Origin of the sequence: Thalassobacillus devorans (assembly GCF_011761345.1) — a bacterium.
Classification (GTDB): Bacteria; Bacillota; Bacilli; order Bacillales; family Halobacillaceae; genus Thalassobacillus; species Thalassobacillus devorans.
In genome coordinates this window covers 381,180-401,707 of sequence record NZ_JAASRY010000002.1, presented here as the reverse complement: position 1 = coordinate 401,707, position 20,528 = coordinate 381,180, and the positions used below count along the sequence as shown (strand labels likewise).

Here is a 20,528-nt window from a genome sequence, read left to right as displayed (position 1 = left end):
TTGAATAGTTAGAATGTTGGGCCAATTCTCCATATACCAAAGTCATGCTGCTTTAAAATTTCTGATTTTGTAAGTTTACCATTAGCTACATGCTGGATTTCTTTGATAATTCTCTCTCCCACCTCGTCAACTGTTTCTTCACCAGTAACAATTTGTCCAGCATCAAGATCCATGTTCTCGCTCATACGCTCAAACATCGGTGTATTCGTAGAAATTTTTATAACCGGTGCAATTGGGGAACCTGTCGGTGTCCCTCTGCCACTTGTAAAAAGGACAATTTGCGCGCCCCCTGCTACCATCCCGGTCAACTGCTCGATGTCGTGGCCGGGAGTATCCATCCACACAAGTCCCTTCTTCTTTGGAATCTTGGCATAATCAACTATCTCTTCCAAACGACTTGTGCCGGATTTTGTAGAAGCGCCAAGTGATTTTTCCTCCAAAGAGCTGAGGCCGCCTTCAATATTACCAGGACTAGGATTTCCCGTACGAATATCTACACCCATCTGGATCGAACGATTTTCCATAGCATCTATAATCTCATAAGCTTTTTTAGCCACCTTATCATCAGCTGCTCGTTGGGCAAGCAAATGTTCTGCGCCGATCAGTTCTGTTGTTTCAGCTAATATAGCAGTCCCGCCCTGTTCGACAAGCAAGTCGCTTGTTTTCCCTACTGCAGGATTAGCGGACAATCCTGAGCAGGCATCTGAACCACCACACTCTGTTCCTACAATTAACTCATTAAAATCACATAATTCTTTTGGTACCATCGATGCATCCTGGACCATCTTTGTAGCGATTTTGGCGACTTCCGCGATTGTCTGCAAGGTACCTCCGTTCTCTTGAATAGACACAACCTCAACAGGCTTATTAGTCATCGCAATGTCTGCAGCTACACTATTAGCCTGGTGAGTTTCACAGCCAAGTCCTAAAACGATCACACCATATACATTAGGGTTTTTTCCCATTCCAGCATAAGTTCTAAAAGTTTGATCGTAGTCATCACCTACTTGTGCGCATCCGTGCTGATGAATAAATGTAACTGTGCCGCTAACTAACTCCGTGACTCGCTGGGCAGTTTGTGTAGCACAAGTAATAGTCGGTAATATCAACACATGATTCCGGACGCCCACTCGGCCATCTGGACGACGATAGCCGTAAAATTGCATGTTATCATTGAACAATCTTGTCACCCCTTCCTCTTTTTCCTTCTAAGTTATGCACATGAACATGTGCTCCGGCTTCGATATCTTTCACTGCGGCTCCAATCACTTCACCATATTTGACGATGTCGTCATTTTTTGGAATAGGACGAACCGCAAATTTATGGCCGAAATGGATAGTATCCAGAATTTGAACAAAAATTTCTTTATCCTTGATTCTGACTGTGACAGATGTTTTAGCGGGTATCTCTGACAACGCAACAGCCACATTATCTTTCTCATTTAAATAAAGAGTCTTATAATCTCCCAACTTTTCCACCCCTTAGTTGACATTGGTTAATAATGGGCTTGATTGCTTCACCGAATTGTTTAATACACCGATTCCTGGAATTTCAATTTCAATCCTATCACCGTCATTTAAAGTAAATTCGTTAGGAGGGACGATACAAGTACCTGTCAATAGAACGGTGCCATCGAAAATGTCATTGTCCAGTACGAGATAATCTACTAATTCCGTTAATGTGCGCTTTAACTGCCCTACCTTTGCATCTCCCTCAAAAACCCTTTCCTCATTACGATAGATACGGCAGATGATTTGAAAATCATACGGATCAGCTACTACTTCTTCCAACAAAATGGCAGGACCTATAGAGCAAGAATTCTTCCATACTTTTGCCTGTGGCAAGTATAAAGGATTCTCTCCTTCAATATCACGACAACTCATGTCATTGCCAACAGTGTAACCAATGATTTCACCTTTTTTATTTATTACAAGCCCTAACTCAGGCTCAGGGATTTGCCAATTTGAATCAGAACGTAGATAAACTGTCTCATTAGGTCCCACAGTCCTTGCAGCAGTTGATTTAAAGAAGATTTCAGGACGTTTAGCATCATAAACTTTGTCATAGAAAGTCTGACTGTCCAGTTTACCGTGTGTTGCTTCATAATTTCGGGCTTCCTTACTCTTTTCATAGGTTACACCTGAGGCCCATACTTCCGGAGCATCCAACGGTGTGGTTAATTGAACGTCTTCCAGCTGTCTCTTTTCTTTGCTTTGTTTAATTATTTCATTTATATAGTCAACTGGTGATTGACTTTGCTCCTCTGTATAATCGATGAATGGGACAAAGTCTGCAAAAGGTAAATCATACACTTCATTGCTAGGTGTAACAGCAGCTAATTGCTTTTCATTTTTGTGATTGACATATCTAATAATCCTCATTTAATAGGCCCCCTTGGGTAATAGAATCATATTTTTTCATACTCGAATCCAAGTTCTCGCGATATCCGATTTGTGCATTCTTTTAGTAATTTTACAAAATAGGCCAATGTTTCATCTGTTGCAGATGCAGCTGGTGTGGACATACTTACGGCTGCGATTGTTTTACCGGAGTAATCCTTGATTGGTACGGATACACAAACAATTCCAACCTCATTCTCCTCGTTATCAACCGCAAAACCGCTGGCGCGTACCTGATTTATTTCTTTAATAAAGTCTCCCTCTGAACCGATGGAATTCTCTGTCCGCTTTGTAAAATGATATCCTTTAAGAAGCTTCTTAAGTTCTTGATTGTCTTTACTAGAAACAAGCGCCTTTCCGACAGCACTGGTGTGGATAGGGACACGTCGGCCTATTCTGGAGTAAAAGACCGTAACTCCACTCCCTTCCACCTTGTCGATGTACACACCTTCCTGTCCATCAAGAATAACGAGATGAGTAGTAAGGCTTGTGGTTTCAGATAACCATTCTAAGTGCTTTCTGGCTACTGAACGGAGATCAAGGTTACTTACAACCAAATTTCCTCTTTCAAAAAGTTTTAACCCCAGCATATACTTCCCGGTTTCTTCGTTTTGACTTATATACCTATGGGCTTGAAGAGTTTTTAATAAGGAATGAACCGTACTTTTATGCAAGTTCATTTTTTTACTGATCTCAGTGATTGATAACTCTCTTGTTCGTTCATCAAATAGGTCCAAAATCTTTAATGCACGATCGAGTGATTGAATAATGGGCATATTTTATGTCTCCCTTGTTCGTTTTCTTCTATTATAAATGTTTTTCACCCATTTCGTTTCTTTGACGATTATTATCTGGCCGCTGGATTTTTTTCATCTAACAAAATATCTGATTTATAATCTAGTTGTGCATCATCAGAAACGGCCAGAGGCACCACGCCGTTTGCTGCATCCGTGTGACCATACATCCGATTGCTTGCAGCCACTAATTTCTGACGATCTTTCATTCTTCTCTTCCGTTCTTCTGCAAGTCCATTTCTTTCTTGCAGTAATTCGTCTGAGAAATCATAAACCACCTCACCAGATACAAGCTTATTAGCATCCACGAACTCGATTCGCCGTTCACGAAGACCAATATATAATACGTCGCCTGTTTGCAAGTAGCCAATCCCTCCACCATGGAACGCTTCAGGTGTCATATGGCCTATCGCCGCTCCATAGGTAACGCCAGAATATCTTCCATCGCTGATAATTGTAGCTAACTTTTTCATGGTTCGGTTTGCATTGATATGTTGCATCGGCGTAAACATCTCTGGCATACCGAAAGCAACTGGTCCTTGTCCGGCGATTATTACCGCAATCTTCATGATCCCTTCCTCAGCCATCGCATCAAAAAGCGTGTCATAACCTTCATCTTTTAAACGCTCCCATGCTGATTTGTCATTGTATTTCAACGTTTCGAGCAGACGGTCATGGGCGAAAACTTTTTCCTCCCTCAGCCTGATAAGCAGACTAGAATCAAGCAAACTACGGTTAGCGTCCACTTCATTTTCAAAATAAAGGACTAGTGCAAGCTTTTTGTCAAATTGATCAACCTGAGGTGTCGGCATTCCGCTAATTTTTACTACAGCACTTTCAAAAAAGTTTCCTTGCAATACATCTACACCGCTAAAAGAACGTCTGGGTTCAGATAGAATCACAGGGTTTTCTTTTACATTTGTCGCCTTCAGGCTTTTCTTCACTTCCAGCCTCTCTCTCCATGTTGCTGCTGCAACAGTGGGAGCATCAATATCCATCGGGACTCCATTTTCTAGAAGTTCGTGGGTAAGGCTTTCCATCCCGCGGCTTGTACCACTGCAGCATTGCATCGCCAGCGAATAGATATCTCTTCCTTCCGTTAAGCTGTAGTCAAATAGATCAGGAATCGGGTAGGAGTGATGGATTTCATCCAGATCCCATAAACTGAACTTATAACCGGCATACAACATACCTGCAACAATATGCATCATCAAGTTGGTTGATCCTCCGGAAGCGCTATGTATACGGATAGCATTGCGTATATTTGTAGCAATGATATTGGATACTCCATATTTCTCTTCATTAATCATAGTAGCGAAACTATCAAGTGCCGCATTCACCTGACGCTGTGTCGGAGGATCCGTTAACAGTTCCAAAGCCGGATGTACCAGCCCCATTCCTGCCACTAAATGCCTTGAGCTATTTCCTGTACCATTGAAGGCACACACACCACCTTGTCCATCACATGTTGCCACAGCCAGACGCATTTCATAATATTTGTGTTCCCCTTTAGTTATTAACTCTCTCTCATAAGCTCTCTCAAGAACTCCCTGGAATGCAGTATTCGATGAACACTGGAGGATATAGGCCATAGTATCACGAAGATCGACTGCAATATCCTCTGCCCCCTGTTCTTCAGCTTTTTTAGCTAAGGACTCCAGTTCGTCAGCTACATCATCTGGTATAGATCCACCTTCCAGTACATGAGCCGGAGCAAATGTGGCAAAAAACGGTGCTTCACCACGACTACGTCGCAAACGATCAAGATGTCCAAGTGCGCTCACTACCCCAAGGGGCTGCTTATCACAACCTTGTATAACAAATGCTCCATGATAGCTATGAGCCTCAAGCTGGTTGACAATCATTTGAGCGACTGCATTTCTACTCTGAAGGGAATAACTCATTCCCTGATTACTTTGGGCTGTTCCATCACACATTACCGGTGTAGAAAAGTAAAAAGGGACTCCACCGTTTTGCCAGATGCGAATAGCAGCACGGGCGGATGTTTGGAAATCCATAATATGGGCAGGATGATCAGATGAACCGCCTATGATTGCAATACGTGGAGCATTATTTTCCAGACGCATATAGATCTCTTCCAGCGTCCAGTCAGGCTTCCCGCCTTCATAAGTTGGACCTAATATTTGTTTAGATCTATCAAGCAGGCCTGCTACCGTAATTGGTTCATTGGCCTTTCCTTGTACATTATCCCTATAAGGATTGACACTGTTTTCTATTAGAGGATATAACTTACTCATACCTTCACTCCTTTTTTAAAATATCCATAAGATTCCAAGAGCAATAATAGTACCTGTGCTGCTGAATAGTAGTGCAAATCTTATATTGTAAAGGGAAATCTTATATGGGTTCTCATTTAATAACATACTGGTCAAAGAAACAGTTATATTGTATGGACCTGCCATTACTGTAGACAAACCAGATGTTATCAATACAATCCCAACTGCAGCTGGGTTAATAATACCTATGGTTGGCTGAATTGCCTCTCCAATAATGCTCATTGTGACCAATGGATGGAATCCAATCATAGCCAAAAGTAAAAACAATACCTGAATAAAAACAAAAAGCAATGGCGGAAGCGCTCCCATTTCCATGACTGGGGCTTGAAGATATTTGATCAATTGTGTTTCTTCTAAAATACTTATAAAGAATCCAACTCCTAGAAAAAGAACAACGTAATTTTGCAAAGAAGACGTTTTATTCTTCCAAACCATAAAACTATACTTTAAGTAAAATTTAAGCTTCTTAATTGTTATTGCCCAAATCAGAGCATATGGCAGAATCATGAGTGTTACCGTGGTCAGGAAATTTAACTGGAAATAAAACCTGAATAGGGACACTACAACGATAAAAAAGATTAGATAGATGAATAAATAAAAGATATTTTTCATAATGCTGGCGTTATAATCAATCCCTGGACTGAACCTGTCCACCGATTGTGCTTTATACTTCCTGCCCAGTGTCCAATCAACTAAAAGTAGAAGTACCGAGAAGACCAGCAAATATGGGAGAAGATGTAAATAAGACGCTCCGGTAATATCGATGGTCAATCCGACGAGAATCTCCATAGGGCTCCATACCAGACACAGTGCATAGCCCCTTAATATCAAACTGGATATATACTTCTTTTTAAAGTTGGCAGTATATCCTTTCAGATTTCTTTCAATCACTTGGTATACAAAAGGAATTACTCCCACATTGAGAAACATCCCAACAGTGTAACTTGCTAAGGAACCCCTATAATATAGTTGACCCAGATGTTTGGTGTTTAACTTCATCAGTTTATTTACATTTTTGTCATATCTGCCGACTGTAATGATACTGTTCATAAAAGGCAGCATGACAAACAATGAAATCAAAATCGCCATTCGATTAAAATAAACTGGAATTTGAACAAGGGACAAATCATACGAAAGCATTAATCCTAAGCCGACAGCCATAAAGACTGCACTTGTTCTTTTAAATAACTTAGTAGCTTTAGAAAATGAAAGGACAACGGAAACCATACCCAGCAGCCCTGAAAGGTAGATGATCCAATCGTATGGAAAGAAGATTGAAATTAAATAGATGACTACAAAGGAAGTGAATAAGAAGTGCATTAATTAGCAGCCTTCATTAAGTTCACTTATTTTACCTTTATCCACCTAGAAGTAATTCTTCAGGCTCTGATAATATTTCAACATCTTCCCCCATTCGCTTTGCTTCATCTAAAAGACTTTCAGAGATCCATATTTCACCAACTTCAAGCGTATTATGGATTCTAACTACTTTTGCCTTGTCTAATTGAAAGGCATTACATGTTTTGATTGCCGCTTTTACAGCTAATTCTTTAGTATCCAACACCATAGGAAGCTTTACGGTATCTGTCACCGTACTGGTAAGTGCATTGGCATATCCTTTCTCCCAAGCTATTTCATCCATGACATCTTTCGTAGTCATATCAGCCATACCGATGCCATTGGCATTTCCATGGGTTTTATCTGTCAACCCTAGTACAGCTATTCTTTTAATTTCCGGTCCTCCACTGGCATATGGCGTGGCATATCTTCCGGTGATATTAGGATCCATGCCATCACCAGATATATCCTTTCCCAGCTCGTCTACAATAAGTACATCAATAGAATTGAAATAGATTTTTGGCATTAAATATTTTGCTTCCTTCAACAGGAGCGGCTCTCTTCTTTCAATTTCCTCTGCTGGAATAGCAATAACCTTGGCTGGACGATCATATGCATTCTCCAGTGTTGCAAGCCCAAAAATAACCGGGGCTTTGTTTAAAGTTATTTTTGCCATTTCCAATACATGCTCTGCCATGAACTTAAAACTAAAGGAATGAGCAGCCTCTGCCCCTTTTTGTTTCCCTAAACCGATAGTAATCATTTTCATTAACCCGCTTTCCACCGGACCCCTAAAAGCGGTGTGTGGCTTAACCCTGTTGATCACAACAATTTTATCCGCTTCATAAGCAAATTTATCGATGTATACAGGAAGCCCGTTAGGAAGTTCTCCTAGTTTGACAACTTCCATGGTAGACTGAATGGGGGCGCCTACAGATTCCTCTGTTACGCCAAGCTGAGATAAAACATCAACTTGCCCTTCATCTGTTGCGCCGCCATGGCTTCCCATGGCGGGGACAATAAAAGGATTTCCCCCAACTTCCTTGATGGCTTTTACAGTTTCTCTTGTTAGAGTAGGAATGTCCGCTACTCCACGACTTCCGACAGCAATTGCAACACTGTCCCCTTCTGAGACCCTTTCCATTACATAACTTTCCTTAATGGTTTTACGCACCTCACCTGCTACATCCACCAATTCGGAAGTTTGGAAATGTTGTTTGACTTTTACCATTTTGGGCACTGGGATGTCATGTAAAATTTCTTTAATAATATCCATAAGCCACAAACCTCCTCACTAAGTAAATCATTCCTGAAACAATGGAAAGTTTTATTCTAACCAGCTGAGTGGCACAGTAATAATCTCAGGGAAAAATACTAACGAGAACAACACAATAGCGTGGACCACTAAAAACGGCCATATCCCTTTAGTCAACTGGCCAAGACTGATCTTACTGACTCCACAGCCGACATAGAGTACAGTTCCAACAGGCGGGGTAATTAAACCGATACAAAGGTTGATAACCATTAAAATCCCGAAATATACCGGGTCAATGCCCGCTAACTCTACTAACGGCAATAAAACTGGTGTGAAAATAAGGATAGCGGGGGTTAAATCCATCACTAATCCCACGAACAAAAGTAAGACATTAATCAGTAGTAATAAAAAGATTGGCTTTTCTATTAACCCACCAAGCATGCCAGCAATTTCGCCTGGGACATTAGCTACTGTGATCAGCCAGGCAGATACCATTGCAGCAGCTGCAACGAACATAACTACACTTGTCGTTTTTGCAGAAGAAATTAACACTTCATACAGATCTGCAATTTTTAATTCGCGGTAGATGATAAATCCGACAAAGAAGGCGTAGAAGGCAGCCACCACTGCCGCTTCTGTTGGAGTAAATATCCCTCCACGAAGCCCACCGATTATAATTACCGGCAACATTAATGCAAACCCTGCGTGCCTCGCAGCTTTTAATATTTCCGTGCTTGATTGCCTAGGCGGTAGTTCGCTTGTATCTTTCCGAGACAAAAATGCCCATACAATGATTAGTCCCGTTGCCATAATGATTCCCGGGATAATCCCGCCCATAAATAAATCTGTAATTGAAACACCCGCTGTTACTCCGTACAGAATCATAGGTATACTTGGCGGGATTACTGGAGCAATAATACCTGCAGAGCAAATGATTCCAGTTGAACGATTGATGTTATATCCTTTAGCAACCATCATCGGTATTAAAATCGCCCCAAGAGCTGCTGTGTCTGCAACTGCTGATCCAGACAGTCCCGCAAACAAAACACTCGCTATAATTGCAACAAACCCAAGTCCACCTCTTATATGCCCTACCATTGACATAGCAAACTCAACAATCCTCTTAGAAATCCCCCCCGCATTCATCAACTCACCAGCCAATATAAAGAAGGGAATAGCCATTAAGGAGAAATTATTTGCCCCACTAATAAGATTTTGTGCAACAATTTGGCTATCGAATGTACCCATAACTATCATTAGAACAACACCACTCAATATGAGGGCGAAAGCAATAGGAACTCCTATAGCTAAAGATCCGAATAAAGAACCTAAGAAAACCCCTATCATTCTTCCGTCACCCTCCCCTCACAGGAACTTTTGTCTGTTCATTAATCCCAGCATTGGCAACTAATGTTTCTTCCTCTGTTTCCACAGCTTCTTCTGTTGTTTGCACAATCTTATAAGAATCTTTCGCCCCTGAGAATGCCTTGATAATATTAATTAAAATTAAAATCATCATGGCGATACTTGTCACAACACCGATGCCGTATAAATAGGATAATGGCATCCCAGTTGCTGGCCCCGTACTATTCGCATTTAAAATTGTCATTCTCCAGCTTCCTTCAAGTAATAGCCATAATAAATACAAAACGAGTCCATTACTTAATACAAAAACTACTTTTTTCACTTTTTCTGGTAATAGATTTACTACGATATCCACGCCTAGGTGCATTCTGTCCTTCAAAGCCGCTATTGCACCCAGAAATACAAGCCAGACAAAAAAGTATCTGGACATTTCTTCCGACCAAGTGATACCCGAATTGAATAAGTACCGTAGAACAACGTTGCCAAAGACAAGCAAGGACATGGCTGCTAAGGAAAAAGCAATCGCTATATTCAGAAGGTTATTGACAGCGCTTACTAATTTTTTAAGCATGTTTTACCTCCTCCGCCCTTAATGACCAAAGATTAGTTTTCCGAAACTTAGTCTAATAGACTATGTACAGAATGGAGGGAGACAGGAGGTCTCCCTCCATTCAAGCCTTGATTCTTATTTTGCTTCTTCTTTAATACGGTTTACTAGATCTTCCGCCCAATCATACTCTTTAAAGATGTCCTCATATAATGGATCTGATGCTTTTTCCATGTTTTCCTTGAACTCGTCACTCGGATTAGTAAATTTTAATCCTTCATCTTCTAAGAATTTTTTATCTTCTTCGTAACTCTTTTTCATTAGCTCAAATTCATAAGCAGCTGCTTCCTGTGAGGCTTTTTCAATAAGTTCCTGTTGTTCTTTTGTTAATCCGTTATAAAAGTCACTGTTAATGATGTATAAGTTAGGGCTGAACATGTGCTTTGATTCTAGTACATCACTTTGGACTTCGTGCCAGCCAGAAGCTTTTAATGTTGCAATAGGGTTATCTTGACCATCTACAACCTTTTGCTCTAGGGCGGTAAATACCTCAGAAATCGGCATAGGAGTTATATTAGCTCCAAGTAGTTCACCCAATTGAATGTAATTAGGAATATTCGGCATTCTCAGCCGCAGACCGTCAAAATCTTCTAACTGCTCGATTGTTTGGTTGGAAGAAAACATCCGGAACCCGTTTGCGCTCCAAGCTAAAGGTTTCACACCATGTTGGGACTCTAAATCTTCTGTAATCTCTTGTCCAATCGGGCCATTTAGTACAGTTTCGACGTGTTCATAATCCTCAAATAGGAACGGCCATTCTGGTACTGCCATTTTTGGTATATCAGCCTGCATGATCAACCCTGGAATTCCCATTTCAATCGTACCGTTTCGAACACCATCATAAAATTCTTTTTCAGCTCCTAGTGTGCTATTAGCGTATATTTGAACTTCCAATTCACCATTACTTTCTTCTTCTACCATCGTTTTAAACTTTTCCTTCAATGCTACGTTTTGTGGATGATCTTCCGCAAAATAGTTAGCTACCTTAATTTTTTTAGCCTTACCTCCATCGCCACTTGCAGAACTATTGCCTCCACATGCTGCTAGAAGAAGAATACTAGCTAACATCAAGAATGAAGCTAAACTAATAATGCTCTTTTTCATTTTATTAACCCCTTTCTATTAATGTAACGACCGCTGCCTTTAACATTCTTATCTAGAAATCGCACTTTTGTTTTATATTATAAAATAGAGTTTTTATATATCGTTAAAAGAGAGCCCCCTTTTTGAGGGGGTTTTATATTATAAAACTATGTTCTATAATAAATAATTCGAATTGAGTATATCCCTTAATTTTGTGAATTGTCAATAAATTTTAAGAGAAATTTAGAAAAATTCTTTCTTACTTCCTATTTTATAACTTTACAAGAATAGAAGTGAAAGCTGCGGAAGCAAAATTATCAAAAGCAATGAAAAAATCATAGCGAAGAAAAATGGTAGAACAGCCTTTGATAATGCCTCTATAGATACACCAGATATGCCAGACCCAACAAATAGATTAACTCCTAATGGAGGAGTTATAAATCCAATGGCTAAATTGGCGACCATCACAATGCCAAAGTGAATAGGATCATAACCTATTTGGAGCGCAACCGGCAATAGGATGGGTGTAAGAATAATTATTGCCGCAACAGTATCCATAAAACAGCCAACAATCAACAATAAGATAGTAATAAGCATCATGATTACAATCGGTTCACTCGAGATTGACATCATGAATGAAGCAATTTGATTAGGGATTTGCTCTATAGTAAGTAAACGTCCAAAAGCTGTAGCAGCTCCAACAATAATTAAAACAGTAGCCGTGGTGAGTGCTGCATCCACAAAAACCTTTTGTAAATCTTTTATCTTCAACTCTTTATACACTACGAGGCCTGTAAACAACCCAAAAACTACTGCTACAACAGCGGCTTCAGTTGGAGTGAAAATCCCTCCGTAGATTCCACCTAAAATAATGACAGGAATGAGAAGTGCCCATTTAGCATCCCAGGCTGCTAATGCAGTCCCTTTCAGGCTTGTATTTCCCCCTGTCCCTGCGTAACCTTTCTTTTTAGAATGAATATAAGCATACGCCATTAGTGCAAGCCCCACTAAAATTCCTGGCAGAATACCGCCGATAAACATATCACCTATAGAAACGCTTCCAGAAACGCCATAAATGACCATAGGTATACTTGGCGGTATAATAACCCCAATTGAACCAGCCGCTGCCACAACTGCTGTAGCAAATCGTTTATCATAACCTTTTTCTACCATCGCTGGAATCATAATCCCACCAATAGCAGCAACAGTTGCTGGACCGGATCCTGATATAGCTGCAAAAAACATACAAGTAATAATAGTGGCAATAGCAATTCCGCCAGTTCTATTACCTACCATTGAGTCAGCGACGTTGAATAAACGCTTTGAAATACCACCCTTCCCCATTATTTCACCAGCTAAAATAAAATAAGGTACCGCCAGTAAAGGAAAAGAGTCTACCGAAGTTGTCAATTCCTTCATTAAGAATTCAATTGGTAACGCCCCAGTGGTCATAATGGCAAATAGCGTGGCCAAACCAATAGCTATACCGATCGGGACACTGAGCAGAAGAAATATTGCAAACGAACCAAATAAAACAGCACTCATAGAAAACCATCCCTCATATTTTTTTCTAAACTGCTTACCTATGCAACTGTATTTATAGAGGACTCTTTATTACTTTTGAAGTCTCGGATCCTTTTTATATCAATAAAGATATTTTGAATCAGCCTTATCCCTGCTAAGCCCATCCCTACCGGAGGAGCTGCATAGACAATCCCAGTGGGAATTTTAAGAGCTGGGGTCGTTTGGCCGTAAGCAAGCAACTGAGATGCAATACCTGAGGCATAGAAAACTACATAACCGCAAAATACTAAAAACAAAACATTAGCTAGTATGGAGAAGTATATCTTTGTCTTCCCCTTAAATAACAGCATCATAGCATCTACACTGATGTGTCTCCGCCTCTTCACTCCATAGCTGATCCCTACATATATTAACCAGATGAAGCAATAACGAGCTAATTCCTCAGACCATGATAATGAGTTGTCCATTACATACCTCATAAATACTTGCAAGAATACGACAACTACCATAACCATTAACAGGGCGAACATAATATATTTTTCAAAGTTGTCATCCATCCATTTAAGTGCCTTAATGATAGTGCCCTCCTTTCCAGCCTGGGTAAAGGGGGCTGGAAGCAGTTTGGTCTTCCAGCCCGTAATTGTTAATTTTAATTAGATTGAGCGTTTTCTATTTCACTAAAGAATTGATCTACTATTTCTGCACCGATTTCATCTTTATATTTTTCTATAACCGGCTGAACTGCTTCTTGGAATTTTTTATATTCTTCCTCTGAGACTTCTGTATATGTCATTTCTTCTTTGAGCTTATCCAAAGATTCTTCCGCAACTTCACGGTTTCGCTCCCGGTTGAACTTCCCTGCTTCAACTGCTGCACTTTGTACAATCTCTTGCTGTTCAGTAGAAAGCTGCTCCCAGATTTGTTGACTAAACAAGAAGATAAACGGTGTGTAAACATGGTTGGTATTAGATACATGCTCTTGAACTTCAGGATAATTGCTCAGCAAGATCGTCGGATATGGATTTTCCTGTCCATCTATTGTCCCCTGCTGAAGTGCCGTGAATAATTCTGTGAAAGCCATTGGAGTTGGATTTGCTCCTAGAGCTTTCCATGCATCTAAATGAATGTCGTTTTCCATGGTACGAATTTTTAGTGATTTTACATCTTCTAAGCTAGCAACAGGACGAACATCATTTGTAAGATTACGGAAGCCATTCTCCCACCAGGCTAATCCTACCATTCCTTGATCTTCTACCATTTGCAGCATCTTATCGCCAAACTCGCCATCCAGCACTTGATCTGCTACTTCTCCGTTAGGAATTGTAAAAGGGAGATCGAAAATACCGAACTCTGGCACAAAGTTTACTAGCGGTGAGGTGGAGGGAATGGTTATATCTAATGTTCCAAACTGAAGCATTTCAATAGCGGAACGGTCATCAGCTATTTGGCCAGAGTGATAAACTTCTACTTTCAAATCGTCTGTTTTACTTTCAACCAGCTCTTTAAACTTCAAAGAAGCTTCATATTCAGGGTGTTTATCATTAACCCCAATACTTACACGTAGTGTTCTAGCCTCTCCATCTCCACCATCTGTTGCTCCTTCAGCCTCTTTTTCTGTGTCGGAACCACAACCTGCCAAAAGTAACACACTAATCAAAGCCAGACTAAGTAACAATAAAAAACCTTTTCTCATTTAGACCCCTCCAATTTTATGTAATTAAGATAATAACTACCAATCAACCATGACAACGCTTACATAAAATCCCCTTATAAGCTCTGAATTTCACCACCCTCCATTAGTAGTTTTATATTATAAAACTAAGTTCTTAATGAACAAAATTAATAAAGCGCTTTCAATACAACGAAAACGAGTGTTTGTTTTATAATATAAAACTCTATTCTGTTTGGTAAGATTATACTGTATTATAGATTTAATTTTTTAGAATTGTCAATAAACTTTTGCAAAAAAAGATAAGATATTACATTTTTACTATACAAACGATTTCCCGTAAGGTTACTTTTAATCTAGTTATAGGAAAAGCGAGCAGTTTTATGTCTGCTCGCTTTTCCTCATTTACCTTATTGTCTCCAGCAACTGATACGCTTCTTCTCTTGTCTTCACATGTAATAAATCTTCGCAATATTTCTAGCCCAAACAAACGGAAGACTTCTCAGTGGTCAGCTATGATAACATTCCTCAATCAGAAAACTTTGAAGTGGCGCTTACTACTGTCGGCGTACCGTTGGAGAAAATCAGGGAAAAACTAAGCGAAATATTAATGGACGTCATTGATGAGAAAGAAGTAGAACATGCTATTTTCTTAGAACCAGAGCTGCGCATATCGGAATCAAGCAGACCGCCTTTGCTTGCAAGCACGGGAGACAGCTCCGCCCAATTCTGTGCACTCCGTTCGAAAGTACCTGGCACAAGGATAATCGGTTTCGTTTTGTCTTCTGAAGGCTCGCATGTGGGATCATTCGCTCCGAGTGGAGCCGTGCCCTGTTCTAGTAAAAAATCTGCGTCACTATGAGCATTTACTAGATTTGGCAAGGATATCAAGACAGCAAAGAACAACATAAAGACATACAAGTAACCTTTGTCCATATCTTCTCCCCTTTCTTTTCATTCATGGTATTAAACGCTTACAAAAGGTCAATCAAAAGTAATTTTTTAAAAATAAAAAGCGAGCCAGACATCCTATCTGCTCGCTCTTTAATGTCGATTTAGCTTACTATCTCCTCGCCAGTACTTTCTTCCCTGAAGCCTTAATAGCCGCTTCCGCAAGTACTACTGTTGGATCAATCGTATTGATTTCCAAAGGATGTACGTCAAAAGCTATCGATAGCTCTGTACAACCCAAAATTACAGTTTTCACTTCTTGTTCTTGCAGCTCATCAATGATTTCTTTCCATTTATCAAGGTTAAAGTTCATATTACTTTGTTTGATATACACATTAATAATTTCCATTAAATAAGCCTGATTTTCTGCCGAAGGTTTTACTATTTCTACACCATTTTCACTTAAAAAGTGCTCATAGATTCCCAGCTCACAGGTTTGCGTTGTGGCCAGCAGTCCCACTTTCTTTTCATCCGTATGGTTCTCGCTGAAATAACCAGCTGTTTCCTCGAGCATATTGATAAATGGCACTTTAACATTTTTAGCTATATCACGATGAAAATAATGGGCCGTGTTACAAGGCATGATTAGTAGCTCTGCCCCAATATTTTCTAAGTTTTTCGCAGTTTTAATTAAATCAGGAAGCGGGCTATAACCTATCCCGTTGAAGAAGTCTTGCCTGCTCGGGATGCCTGGATTATTATCAATGACCACTCTTGGGTGATCCTGATCGATTTTAGCATCCGTCATCCTGACAATCTTATTGAAGATATCTACTGTTGCTAATGGTCCCATTCCACCGATGATGCCAACTGTTTTTTCCATATTCATTTCCCTCTCTTACACGATGATCAAAGCAAAAACCGCCAAGCCTATTTAAGCTCAGCGGCAATAATCCCAACTTTACACGTTCACTTTGTGGTTCACATAATCCTCATATGTCTTAATTACCGGAGCGTTCGTTTCATTAAACGGGAGATATTTCATTGCATGAGAAGTATTGAATAAAACGACTTCATCCTTCTCACCAATCCAGCCTTTATCAATCAAACGGACGAAGCCAGCCCAGGTTGCCGCACCTTCTGGAGATGAAGAAATTCCTTGTTTGCCCATTGCAGCCTGCGCTTCAGCAATTTCATCTTTGGAGACTGAAACAGCCGTACCATTAGATGCGCGAAGAATGGATACAATCAGTTCACCATCAGGAGGATTAGGAACGCGCATGCCGGTTGGTTTAGAGATTACATTATCAAGCTGGGAACGGAAATCACTTTCACTTTCTATTGCATCAACAACCGGTGTGCAGCCAGCTTCCTGTACGCTTACAATTCGTGGCAACTCACTTTCAAGGAATCCAAGTTCCTTCAACTGGTTCAATGCATTCCATATTCCAATGACCCCTGATCCTCCGCCTGTGGGATAGACAATTACATCCGGAAGTTTCCAGTTGAATTGTTCCGCTAACTCCAGCCCCATTGTCTTTTTGCCTTCCGCTCGTCCAGGTTCCTTTAATGTACCAACATTGTACCAGCCCTGGTCTTCTTTTCCGTCTTCTATTATTTTTCCGGCATTATGGATCAATCCATCCACTAAATATGTTTCCGCACCGTATTGGATGCACTCTTCTACAATCAACCCGGGGCAGTCTTTCGGTACAAAAACGTGGGAGTCCATGCCGGCATAGCTGGCATAAGCAGCGAGAGCAGATGCAGCATTACCATTGGAGTTGACAGCCACTTTATTGATACCATATTCGTTTGCAATCGATACAGCAGCAGAAAATCCACGTGACTTGAAGCTTCCCGTCGGGTTTTGTTCTTCTCTTTTCACCCAAAGCTTTTTCACTGGATATTTCTCCTCTGCCTGCTTTAACCGAACAAGCGGCGTCCATCCTTCTCCCAATGAAACGACATTTTCCATTTTTTCAATCGGAAGAAGTTCTTTATAGCGCCACATCGTAGTGTCGCGATTTTTCAAATTTTCCTTTGTAAAAGTGCGACTTGCTCTTTCCAGGTCATACTCTACCATCAAAGTGCCACCGCATGTACATTTATTTCCTTTTATATGAAATTCAGTCTTTTTGCCACAGCTATTACAAACGAACCAAAAATCCATCAAAATCCTCCTCCGGGTACGGTATGTAGGTTTTGAATAAAAAAATCCAGCTGTTTGGCAGCTAGACGAAAAGGTTTAGTTAACCAAACCTTACAGTCCTAGAACATACTTTTTTTAAAAATACATACATTAAATATTTAATGATAGCGAGGGATTTTTATGCCGGTTAAAGATTCCTTGTTTTGCTATTGTAATATTACATTAAGTTCTATAAAGAAGCAAAAATATATCAATAACATAAAGCTCTATACACAAACTGCTAAATAATTACTTTTAAATAAATTCCTTAATCAAGTGTGGAATAAACATTATTAATATTCTATCTCTTCCTATTTATATTCCGGTGCTGCTTTTCACGATTTTTCTCCACCTATTATTAGCTGGTTTTTTAACCAGTCCAAGGCCATCCTGCCATTAACTTCATGGCCTCCTTCAAATATATCATATCCAAATGAACCTCCCGTGCTTGTTGAATTATATATATGGCTGATCCTGTCAATAGCAGACCTCGCGCCTGTAATTGGAAAACAGCCATCGTTCGTCCCAGTCTCAATAAACAAAGCCCTTGGATGAATAAGCCCAATTAACTCCGGAAGTTCAGCTATAGTGAGCAGCCCGGGTATATAATTGTCAAGACAATGGTCACTGGCAAGTATGCTCTCTCTAAATGTATTGGTAAACCCGCTTAACACAGTTGCATGAATGCGATTATCTAAAATGGCAGTAAGTGCTGCTATAAGCCCTCCACCGGAAAAACCCATGATTCCTAACCTGTCCTGCTCGACGTCCTTCAATTCCCCTATATAATCCAGAGCTCTTATAGCTTCATGCACTCTTAACCCAGCCAATGTTTTTCCATGCATCAATAAGTTGACAGCAAGCCTGTAACAGGAATTCGCTTTTTCTTTCTTCTTATCCTCTATCAACCTTCTGTCGCCAAACCCCACCAGCTCAGGAGCGATTACTTTCATTCCCCTTCGTACAAGCTCTATCCCAAAATGATGATGAATGCCAACAGAGCCTTCAGCTTCTGAACCGTCCAGACTAAGACCAACAACCTCTCCGCTGCCATAACCATGTCCATGCAAAGCGAGCACGGCTGGATATTCCTTCTTTTTCTGCTTTGGCGTCAGTATATACATTGGCATTACCAACCCATCAACCGATTTAATTACGATTTGCTCTCTGTAATATTCGGCTGTTTCAGATTCACTGATAGTTTCTTCATTAAATTCTTTGTTGTTGACGGGGAATCTCCCTAAAGAGTAAGCCAATTTTTCTTTCAACCGAATCCTGTCTTTCTCTTTCCCAAAATCATAAGCATGACTTTCCATCGTCTTTTTATATAAAGCATCTAAATAGTCATCAGGTTCCCACATAACCAGACCTTCTTTCTTAAAACTATGAACGTTTGAAATTATCTCCAGAAAAATTTTTAAAAAAGCCGGTTCAGCACATTGTTTCATGCTGAACCGGCTTCTCATCGGATTATTTTATTTCTTCCATTTTTACATGATCCATGTCAGTGAACGTATAATTTTCGCCTGCCATAGCCCAAATGAAAGTATAATTGTTTGTCCCTACTCCTGAATGAATGGACCATGGTGGGGAAAGGACAACTTGTTCATTTTTGACCAGCATGTGACGGGTTTCATTCGGCTGTCCCATGAAATGGAACACCCGTGAATCTTCATCCATATCAAAGTATAAGTAAGCTTCCATCCTGCGGTCGTGTACGTGAGGCGGCATCGTGTTCCACATGTTGTTCGGTGCCAATAACGTCATTCCCATCATCAACTGGCAGCTTTGCAGACCATCTGCATGGATGTACTTGTAGATGGTACGATTGTTTGATTCCGCATCAGAGCCAAGATTAGTCGGTGTTGCGTCGTCGATCGGAAGCTTTTTCGTCGGGTAGCTCTTATGTGCTGTAGCAGAAGCCAGGTAGAACTTCGCCGGGTTCGCATTATCTTCACTTTCAAATGTAACTTCCTTATTGCCTAAGCCGACATACAGGCAATCGCGTTTATTCAATTGGTAGCTTTCGCCATCAACGGTCACTTTCCCTGTTCCTTCAGAAATATTGATAATACCAATTTCTCTTCTTTCCAAAAAGTACTCCGTCTTCAGCGTTTCCTTATCTTCTAATTTCAGTGCCTGTCCAGTCGGAACAGCGCCACCGGTGATTAAGCGATCGTAATGGGAATAAACCATATTGATTTCCCCTTCAACAAACAGGGACTCGACTAAAAATTCACTTCTTAACCTTTCGGTGTCATACTGCTTTACATCCGTTGGGTTTGTTGCATACCTGATTTCCATATCAATTCCTCCTTTAAGAACTCATCCATCCGCCATCTACATTCAATACATGGCCATTGACATAATTTGAAGCATCAGAAGCAAGAAATACGACAGCTCCCTGAAGGTCCTCCGGGGTCCCCCACCTTCCTTGCGGGATTCTTGAGGTGATATATTCATTGCGGGCAGCATCTTCCCGGATCGGCGCAGTGTTGTCTGTCGCCATATAGCCAGGTGCGATAGCGTTTACATTTACGCCCCTGCCTGACCATTCATTTGCGAAAGATTTAGTCAACCCTGCTACCGCATGTTTGCTCGCTGTATAGGCAGGCACTTTTAATCCACCCTGATAAGAAAGCATAGACGCGATATTGATTATTTTACCGCTTTCATTTTCAAGCATATGCTTGCCGATTTCTCTGCTTAATTGGAACACAGCATGCTGATTGACATTAATAACATCAAACCAGTCCTGATCAGAGAACTGTTCTGCTTCAGCACGACGGATAATTCCCGCATTATTGACCAGGATATCCACTTTTCCATTAATGTTAATAGCATCCTTGGCAAGCTTTACGGCTGCATCACTTTGCGAAAGGTCAGAAATGATTTCATGGAAGGTTCCATCTGCAGCTTCCACTTTACTTTTTGTATCATCAAGGCTTCTCGTTCCAACCCCGATCACTTCTGCTCCGGCTTTGGCAAGTCCTACTGCCATTCCCTGTCCTAGTCCCCGGCTTGCGCCTGTCACCAGTGCTGTCTTCCCTGTTAAAGAAAATAAGGAATCCATATGTTAAAACCTCCTTTAATATTCAAAAGTTTTCAAGATTA

At 40.5% G+C, this 20,528-nt stretch carries 19 protein-coding genes; 1 reads left to right on the top strand and 18 read right to left on the bottom strand.

All coding sequences use genetic code 11. The features are described from left to right. Positions 1-8: 8 nt before the first annotated feature. From FHS45_RS09135 to FHS45_RS09075, 13 genes are all read right to left on the bottom strand, one after another. Positions 9-1,166, bottom strand: a complete 1,158-nt coding sequence (locus FHS45_RS09135; protein ID WP_062447513.1) for a UxaA family hydrolase — start codon at positions 1,164-1,166, stop codon at positions 9-11. A 4-nt stretch (positions 1,167-1,170) separates the two neighbouring features. Next, positions 1,171-1,470: a UxaA family hydrolase gene (locus tag FHS45_RS09130; RefSeq protein ID WP_062441718.1), complete on the bottom strand. Its 300-nt coding sequence runs from the start codon at positions 1,468-1,470 to the stop codon at positions 1,171-1,173. A gap of 12 nt (positions 1,471-1,482) precedes the next feature. Further along, positions 1,483-2,382: a fumarylacetoacetate hydrolase family protein gene (locus tag FHS45_RS09125; RefSeq protein WP_062441722.1), complete on the bottom strand. Its 900-nt coding sequence runs from the start codon at positions 2,380-2,382 to the stop codon at positions 1,483-1,485. A 26-nt stretch (positions 2,383-2,408) separates the two neighbouring features. Beyond that, on the bottom strand, positions 2,409-3,176 hold the full coding sequence (locus tag FHS45_RS09120) for an IclR family transcriptional regulator (RefSeq protein WP_062441724.1): 768 nt from the start codon (positions 3,174-3,176) through the stop codon (positions 2,409-2,411). 71 nt (positions 3,177-3,247) lie between these two features. Continuing rightward, positions 3,248-5,452, bottom strand: a complete 2,205-nt coding sequence (locus tag FHS45_RS09115; RefSeq protein ID WP_062441727.1) for a dihydroxy-acid dehydratase domain-containing protein — start codon at positions 5,450-5,452, stop codon at positions 3,248-3,250. Positions 5,453-5,467: 15 nt separating this feature from the next. After that, the gene (locus tag FHS45_RS09110; protein WP_062441730.1) at positions 5,468-6,811 is read right to left on the bottom strand and encodes a hypothetical protein; all 1,344 of its coding nucleotides are present in this window, start codon (positions 6,809-6,811) and stop codon (positions 5,468-5,470) included. Between the two features lie 37 nt (positions 6,812-6,848). Beyond that, on the bottom strand, positions 6,849-8,105 hold the full coding sequence (locus FHS45_RS09105) for a nickel pincer cofactor-dependent isomerase, group 22 (protein ID WP_062441734.1): 1,257 nt from the start codon (positions 8,103-8,105) through the stop codon (positions 6,849-6,851). 51 nt (positions 8,106-8,156) lie between these two features. Beyond that, positions 8,157-9,431, bottom strand: a complete 1,275-nt coding sequence (locus FHS45_RS09100) for a TRAP transporter large permease (protein WP_062441737.1) — start codon at positions 9,429-9,431, stop codon at positions 8,157-8,159. Positions 9,432-9,438: 7 nt separating this feature from the next. Continuing rightward, positions 9,439-10,020, bottom strand: coding sequence for a TRAP transporter small permease (locus FHS45_RS09095; RefSeq protein ID WP_062441740.1), 582 nt, complete (start codon positions 10,018-10,020; stop codon positions 9,439-9,441). A 114-nt stretch (positions 10,021-10,134) separates the two neighbouring features. After that, the gene (locus FHS45_RS09090; protein ID WP_062441744.1) at positions 10,135-11,160 is read right to left on the bottom strand and encodes a TRAP transporter substrate-binding protein; all 1,026 of its coding nucleotides are present in this window, start codon (positions 11,158-11,160) and stop codon (positions 10,135-10,137) included. Between the two features lie 258 nt (positions 11,161-11,418). Further along, positions 11,419-12,684 carry a TRAP transporter large permease gene (locus FHS45_RS09085; RefSeq protein WP_062441747.1) on the bottom strand — a complete coding sequence of 422 codons (1,266 nt, stop codon included), beginning with the start codon at positions 12,682-12,684 and terminating at the stop codon, positions 11,419-11,421. A gap of 38 nt (positions 12,685-12,722) precedes the next feature. Next, positions 12,723-13,220: a TRAP transporter small permease gene (locus tag FHS45_RS09080; RefSeq protein WP_208416382.1), complete on the bottom strand. Its 498-nt coding sequence runs from the start codon at positions 13,218-13,220 to the stop codon at positions 12,723-12,725. Positions 13,221-13,312: 92 nt separating this feature from the next. After that, on the bottom strand, positions 13,313-14,356 hold the full coding sequence (locus tag FHS45_RS09075; RefSeq protein ID WP_062441753.1) for a TRAP transporter substrate-binding protein: 1,044 nt from the start codon (positions 14,354-14,356) through the stop codon (positions 13,313-13,315). A 481-nt stretch (positions 14,357-14,837) separates the two neighbouring features. On the opposite strand from FHS45_RS09075, the gene FHS45_RS20550 reads away from it, so the two are divergent. Beyond that, on the top strand, positions 14,838-15,194 hold the full coding sequence (locus tag FHS45_RS20550) for a type 1 periplasmic-binding domain-containing protein (protein WP_148350020.1): 357 nt from the start codon (positions 14,838-14,840) through the stop codon (positions 15,192-15,194). A gap of 201 nt (positions 15,195-15,395) precedes the next feature. Here the strand turns inward: FHS45_RS20550 and cuyB are convergent, their stop codons facing one another. From cuyB to kduD, 5 genes are all read right to left on the bottom strand, one after another. Next, complete coding sequence (cuyB, locus tag FHS45_RS09065; RefSeq protein WP_062441760.1) at positions 15,396-16,106, bottom strand: cysteate racemase; 711 nt, start codon at positions 16,104-16,106, stop codon at positions 15,396-15,398. Between the two features lie 78 nt (positions 16,107-16,184). Further along, a complete protein-coding gene (locus FHS45_RS09060) occupies positions 16,185-17,396 on the bottom strand; it encodes a threonine synthase (protein WP_062441763.1) in 1,212 nt (403 codons plus the stop codon). Between the two features lie 353 nt (positions 17,397-17,749). Further along, a complete protein-coding gene (locus tag FHS45_RS09055) occupies positions 17,750-18,775 on the bottom strand; it encodes an alpha/beta hydrolase family protein (RefSeq protein ID WP_062447516.1) in 1,026 nt (341 codons plus the stop codon). 109 nt (positions 18,776-18,884) lie between these two features. Further along, on the bottom strand, positions 18,885-19,718 hold the full coding sequence (kduI, locus tag FHS45_RS09050; RefSeq protein ID WP_181949520.1) for a 5-dehydro-4-deoxy-D-glucuronate isomerase: 834 nt from the start codon (positions 19,716-19,718) through the stop codon (positions 18,885-18,887). A gap of 13 nt (positions 19,719-19,731) precedes the next feature. Continuing rightward, positions 19,732-20,487, bottom strand: coding sequence for a 2-dehydro-3-deoxy-D-gluconate 5-dehydrogenase KduD (gene kduD / locus FHS45_RS09045; RefSeq protein ID WP_062441769.1), 756 nt, complete (start codon positions 20,485-20,487; stop codon positions 19,732-19,734). Between the last annotated feature and the right edge of the window lie 41 nt (positions 20,488-20,528).

Excerpts from the sequence above, each read along its gene's own strand:
- FHS45_RS09135 (WP_062447513.1), bottom strand. The coding sequence starts at position 1,166 with ATGCAATTTTACGGCTATCGTCGTCCAGATGGCCGAGTGGGCGTCCGG.
- FHS45_RS09125 (WP_062441722.1), bottom strand. The coding sequence starts at position 2,382 with ATGAGGATTATTAGATATGTCAATCACAAAAATGAAAAGCAATTAGCT.
- FHS45_RS09120 (WP_062441724.1), bottom strand. The coding sequence starts at position 3,176 with ATGCCCATTATTCAATCACTCGATCGTGCATTAAAGATTTTGGACCTA.
- FHS45_RS09115 (WP_062441727.1), bottom strand. The coding sequence starts at position 5,452 with ATGAGTAAGTTATATCCTCTAATAGAAAACAGTGTCAATCCTTATAGG.
- FHS45_RS09110 (WP_062441730.1), bottom strand. The coding sequence starts at position 6,811 with ATGCACTTCTTATTCACTTCCTTTGTAGTCATCTATTTAATTTCAATC.
- FHS45_RS09105 (WP_062441734.1), bottom strand. The coding sequence starts at position 8,105 with ATGGATATTATTAAAGAAATTTTACATGACATCCCAGTGCCCAAAATG.
- FHS45_RS09100 (WP_062441737.1), bottom strand. The coding sequence starts at position 9,431 with ATGATAGGGGTTTTCTTAGGTTCTTTATTCGGATCTTTAGCTATAGGA.
- FHS45_RS09095 (WP_062441740.1), bottom strand. The coding sequence starts at position 10,020 with ATGCTTAAAAAATTAGTAAGCGCTGTCAATAACCTTCTGAATATAGCG.
- FHS45_RS09090 (WP_062441744.1), bottom strand. The coding sequence starts at position 11,160 with ATGAAAAAGAGCATTATTAGTTTAGCTTCATTCTTGATGTTAGCTAGT.
- FHS45_RS09085 (WP_062441747.1), bottom strand. The coding sequence starts at position 12,684 with ATGAGTGCTGTTTTATTTGGTTCGTTTGCAATATTTCTTCTGCTCAGT.
- FHS45_RS09080 (WP_208416382.1), bottom strand. The coding sequence starts at position 13,220 with ATGGATGACAACTTTGAAAAATATATTATGTTCGCCCTGTTAATGGTT.
- FHS45_RS09075 (WP_062441753.1), bottom strand. The coding sequence starts at position 14,356 with ATGAGAAAAGGTTTTTTATTGTTACTTAGTCTGGCTTTGATTAGTGTG.
- cuyB (WP_062441760.1), bottom strand. The coding sequence starts at position 16,106 with ATGGAAAAAACAGTTGGCATCATCGGTGGAATGGGACCATTAGCAACA.
- FHS45_RS09060 (WP_062441763.1), bottom strand. The coding sequence starts at position 17,396 with ATGGATTTTTGGTTCGTTTGTAATAGCTGTGGCAAAAAGACTGAATTT.
- FHS45_RS09055 (WP_062447516.1), bottom strand. The coding sequence starts at position 18,775 with ATGTGGGAACCTGATGACTATTTAGATGCTTTATATAAAAAGACGATG.
- kduI (WP_181949520.1), bottom strand. The coding sequence starts at position 19,718 with ATGGAAATCAGGTATGCAACAAACCCAACGGATGTAAAGCAGTATGAC.
- kduD (WP_062441769.1), bottom strand. The coding sequence starts at position 20,487 with ATGGATTCCTTATTTTCTTTAACAGGGAAGACAGCACTGGTGACAGGC.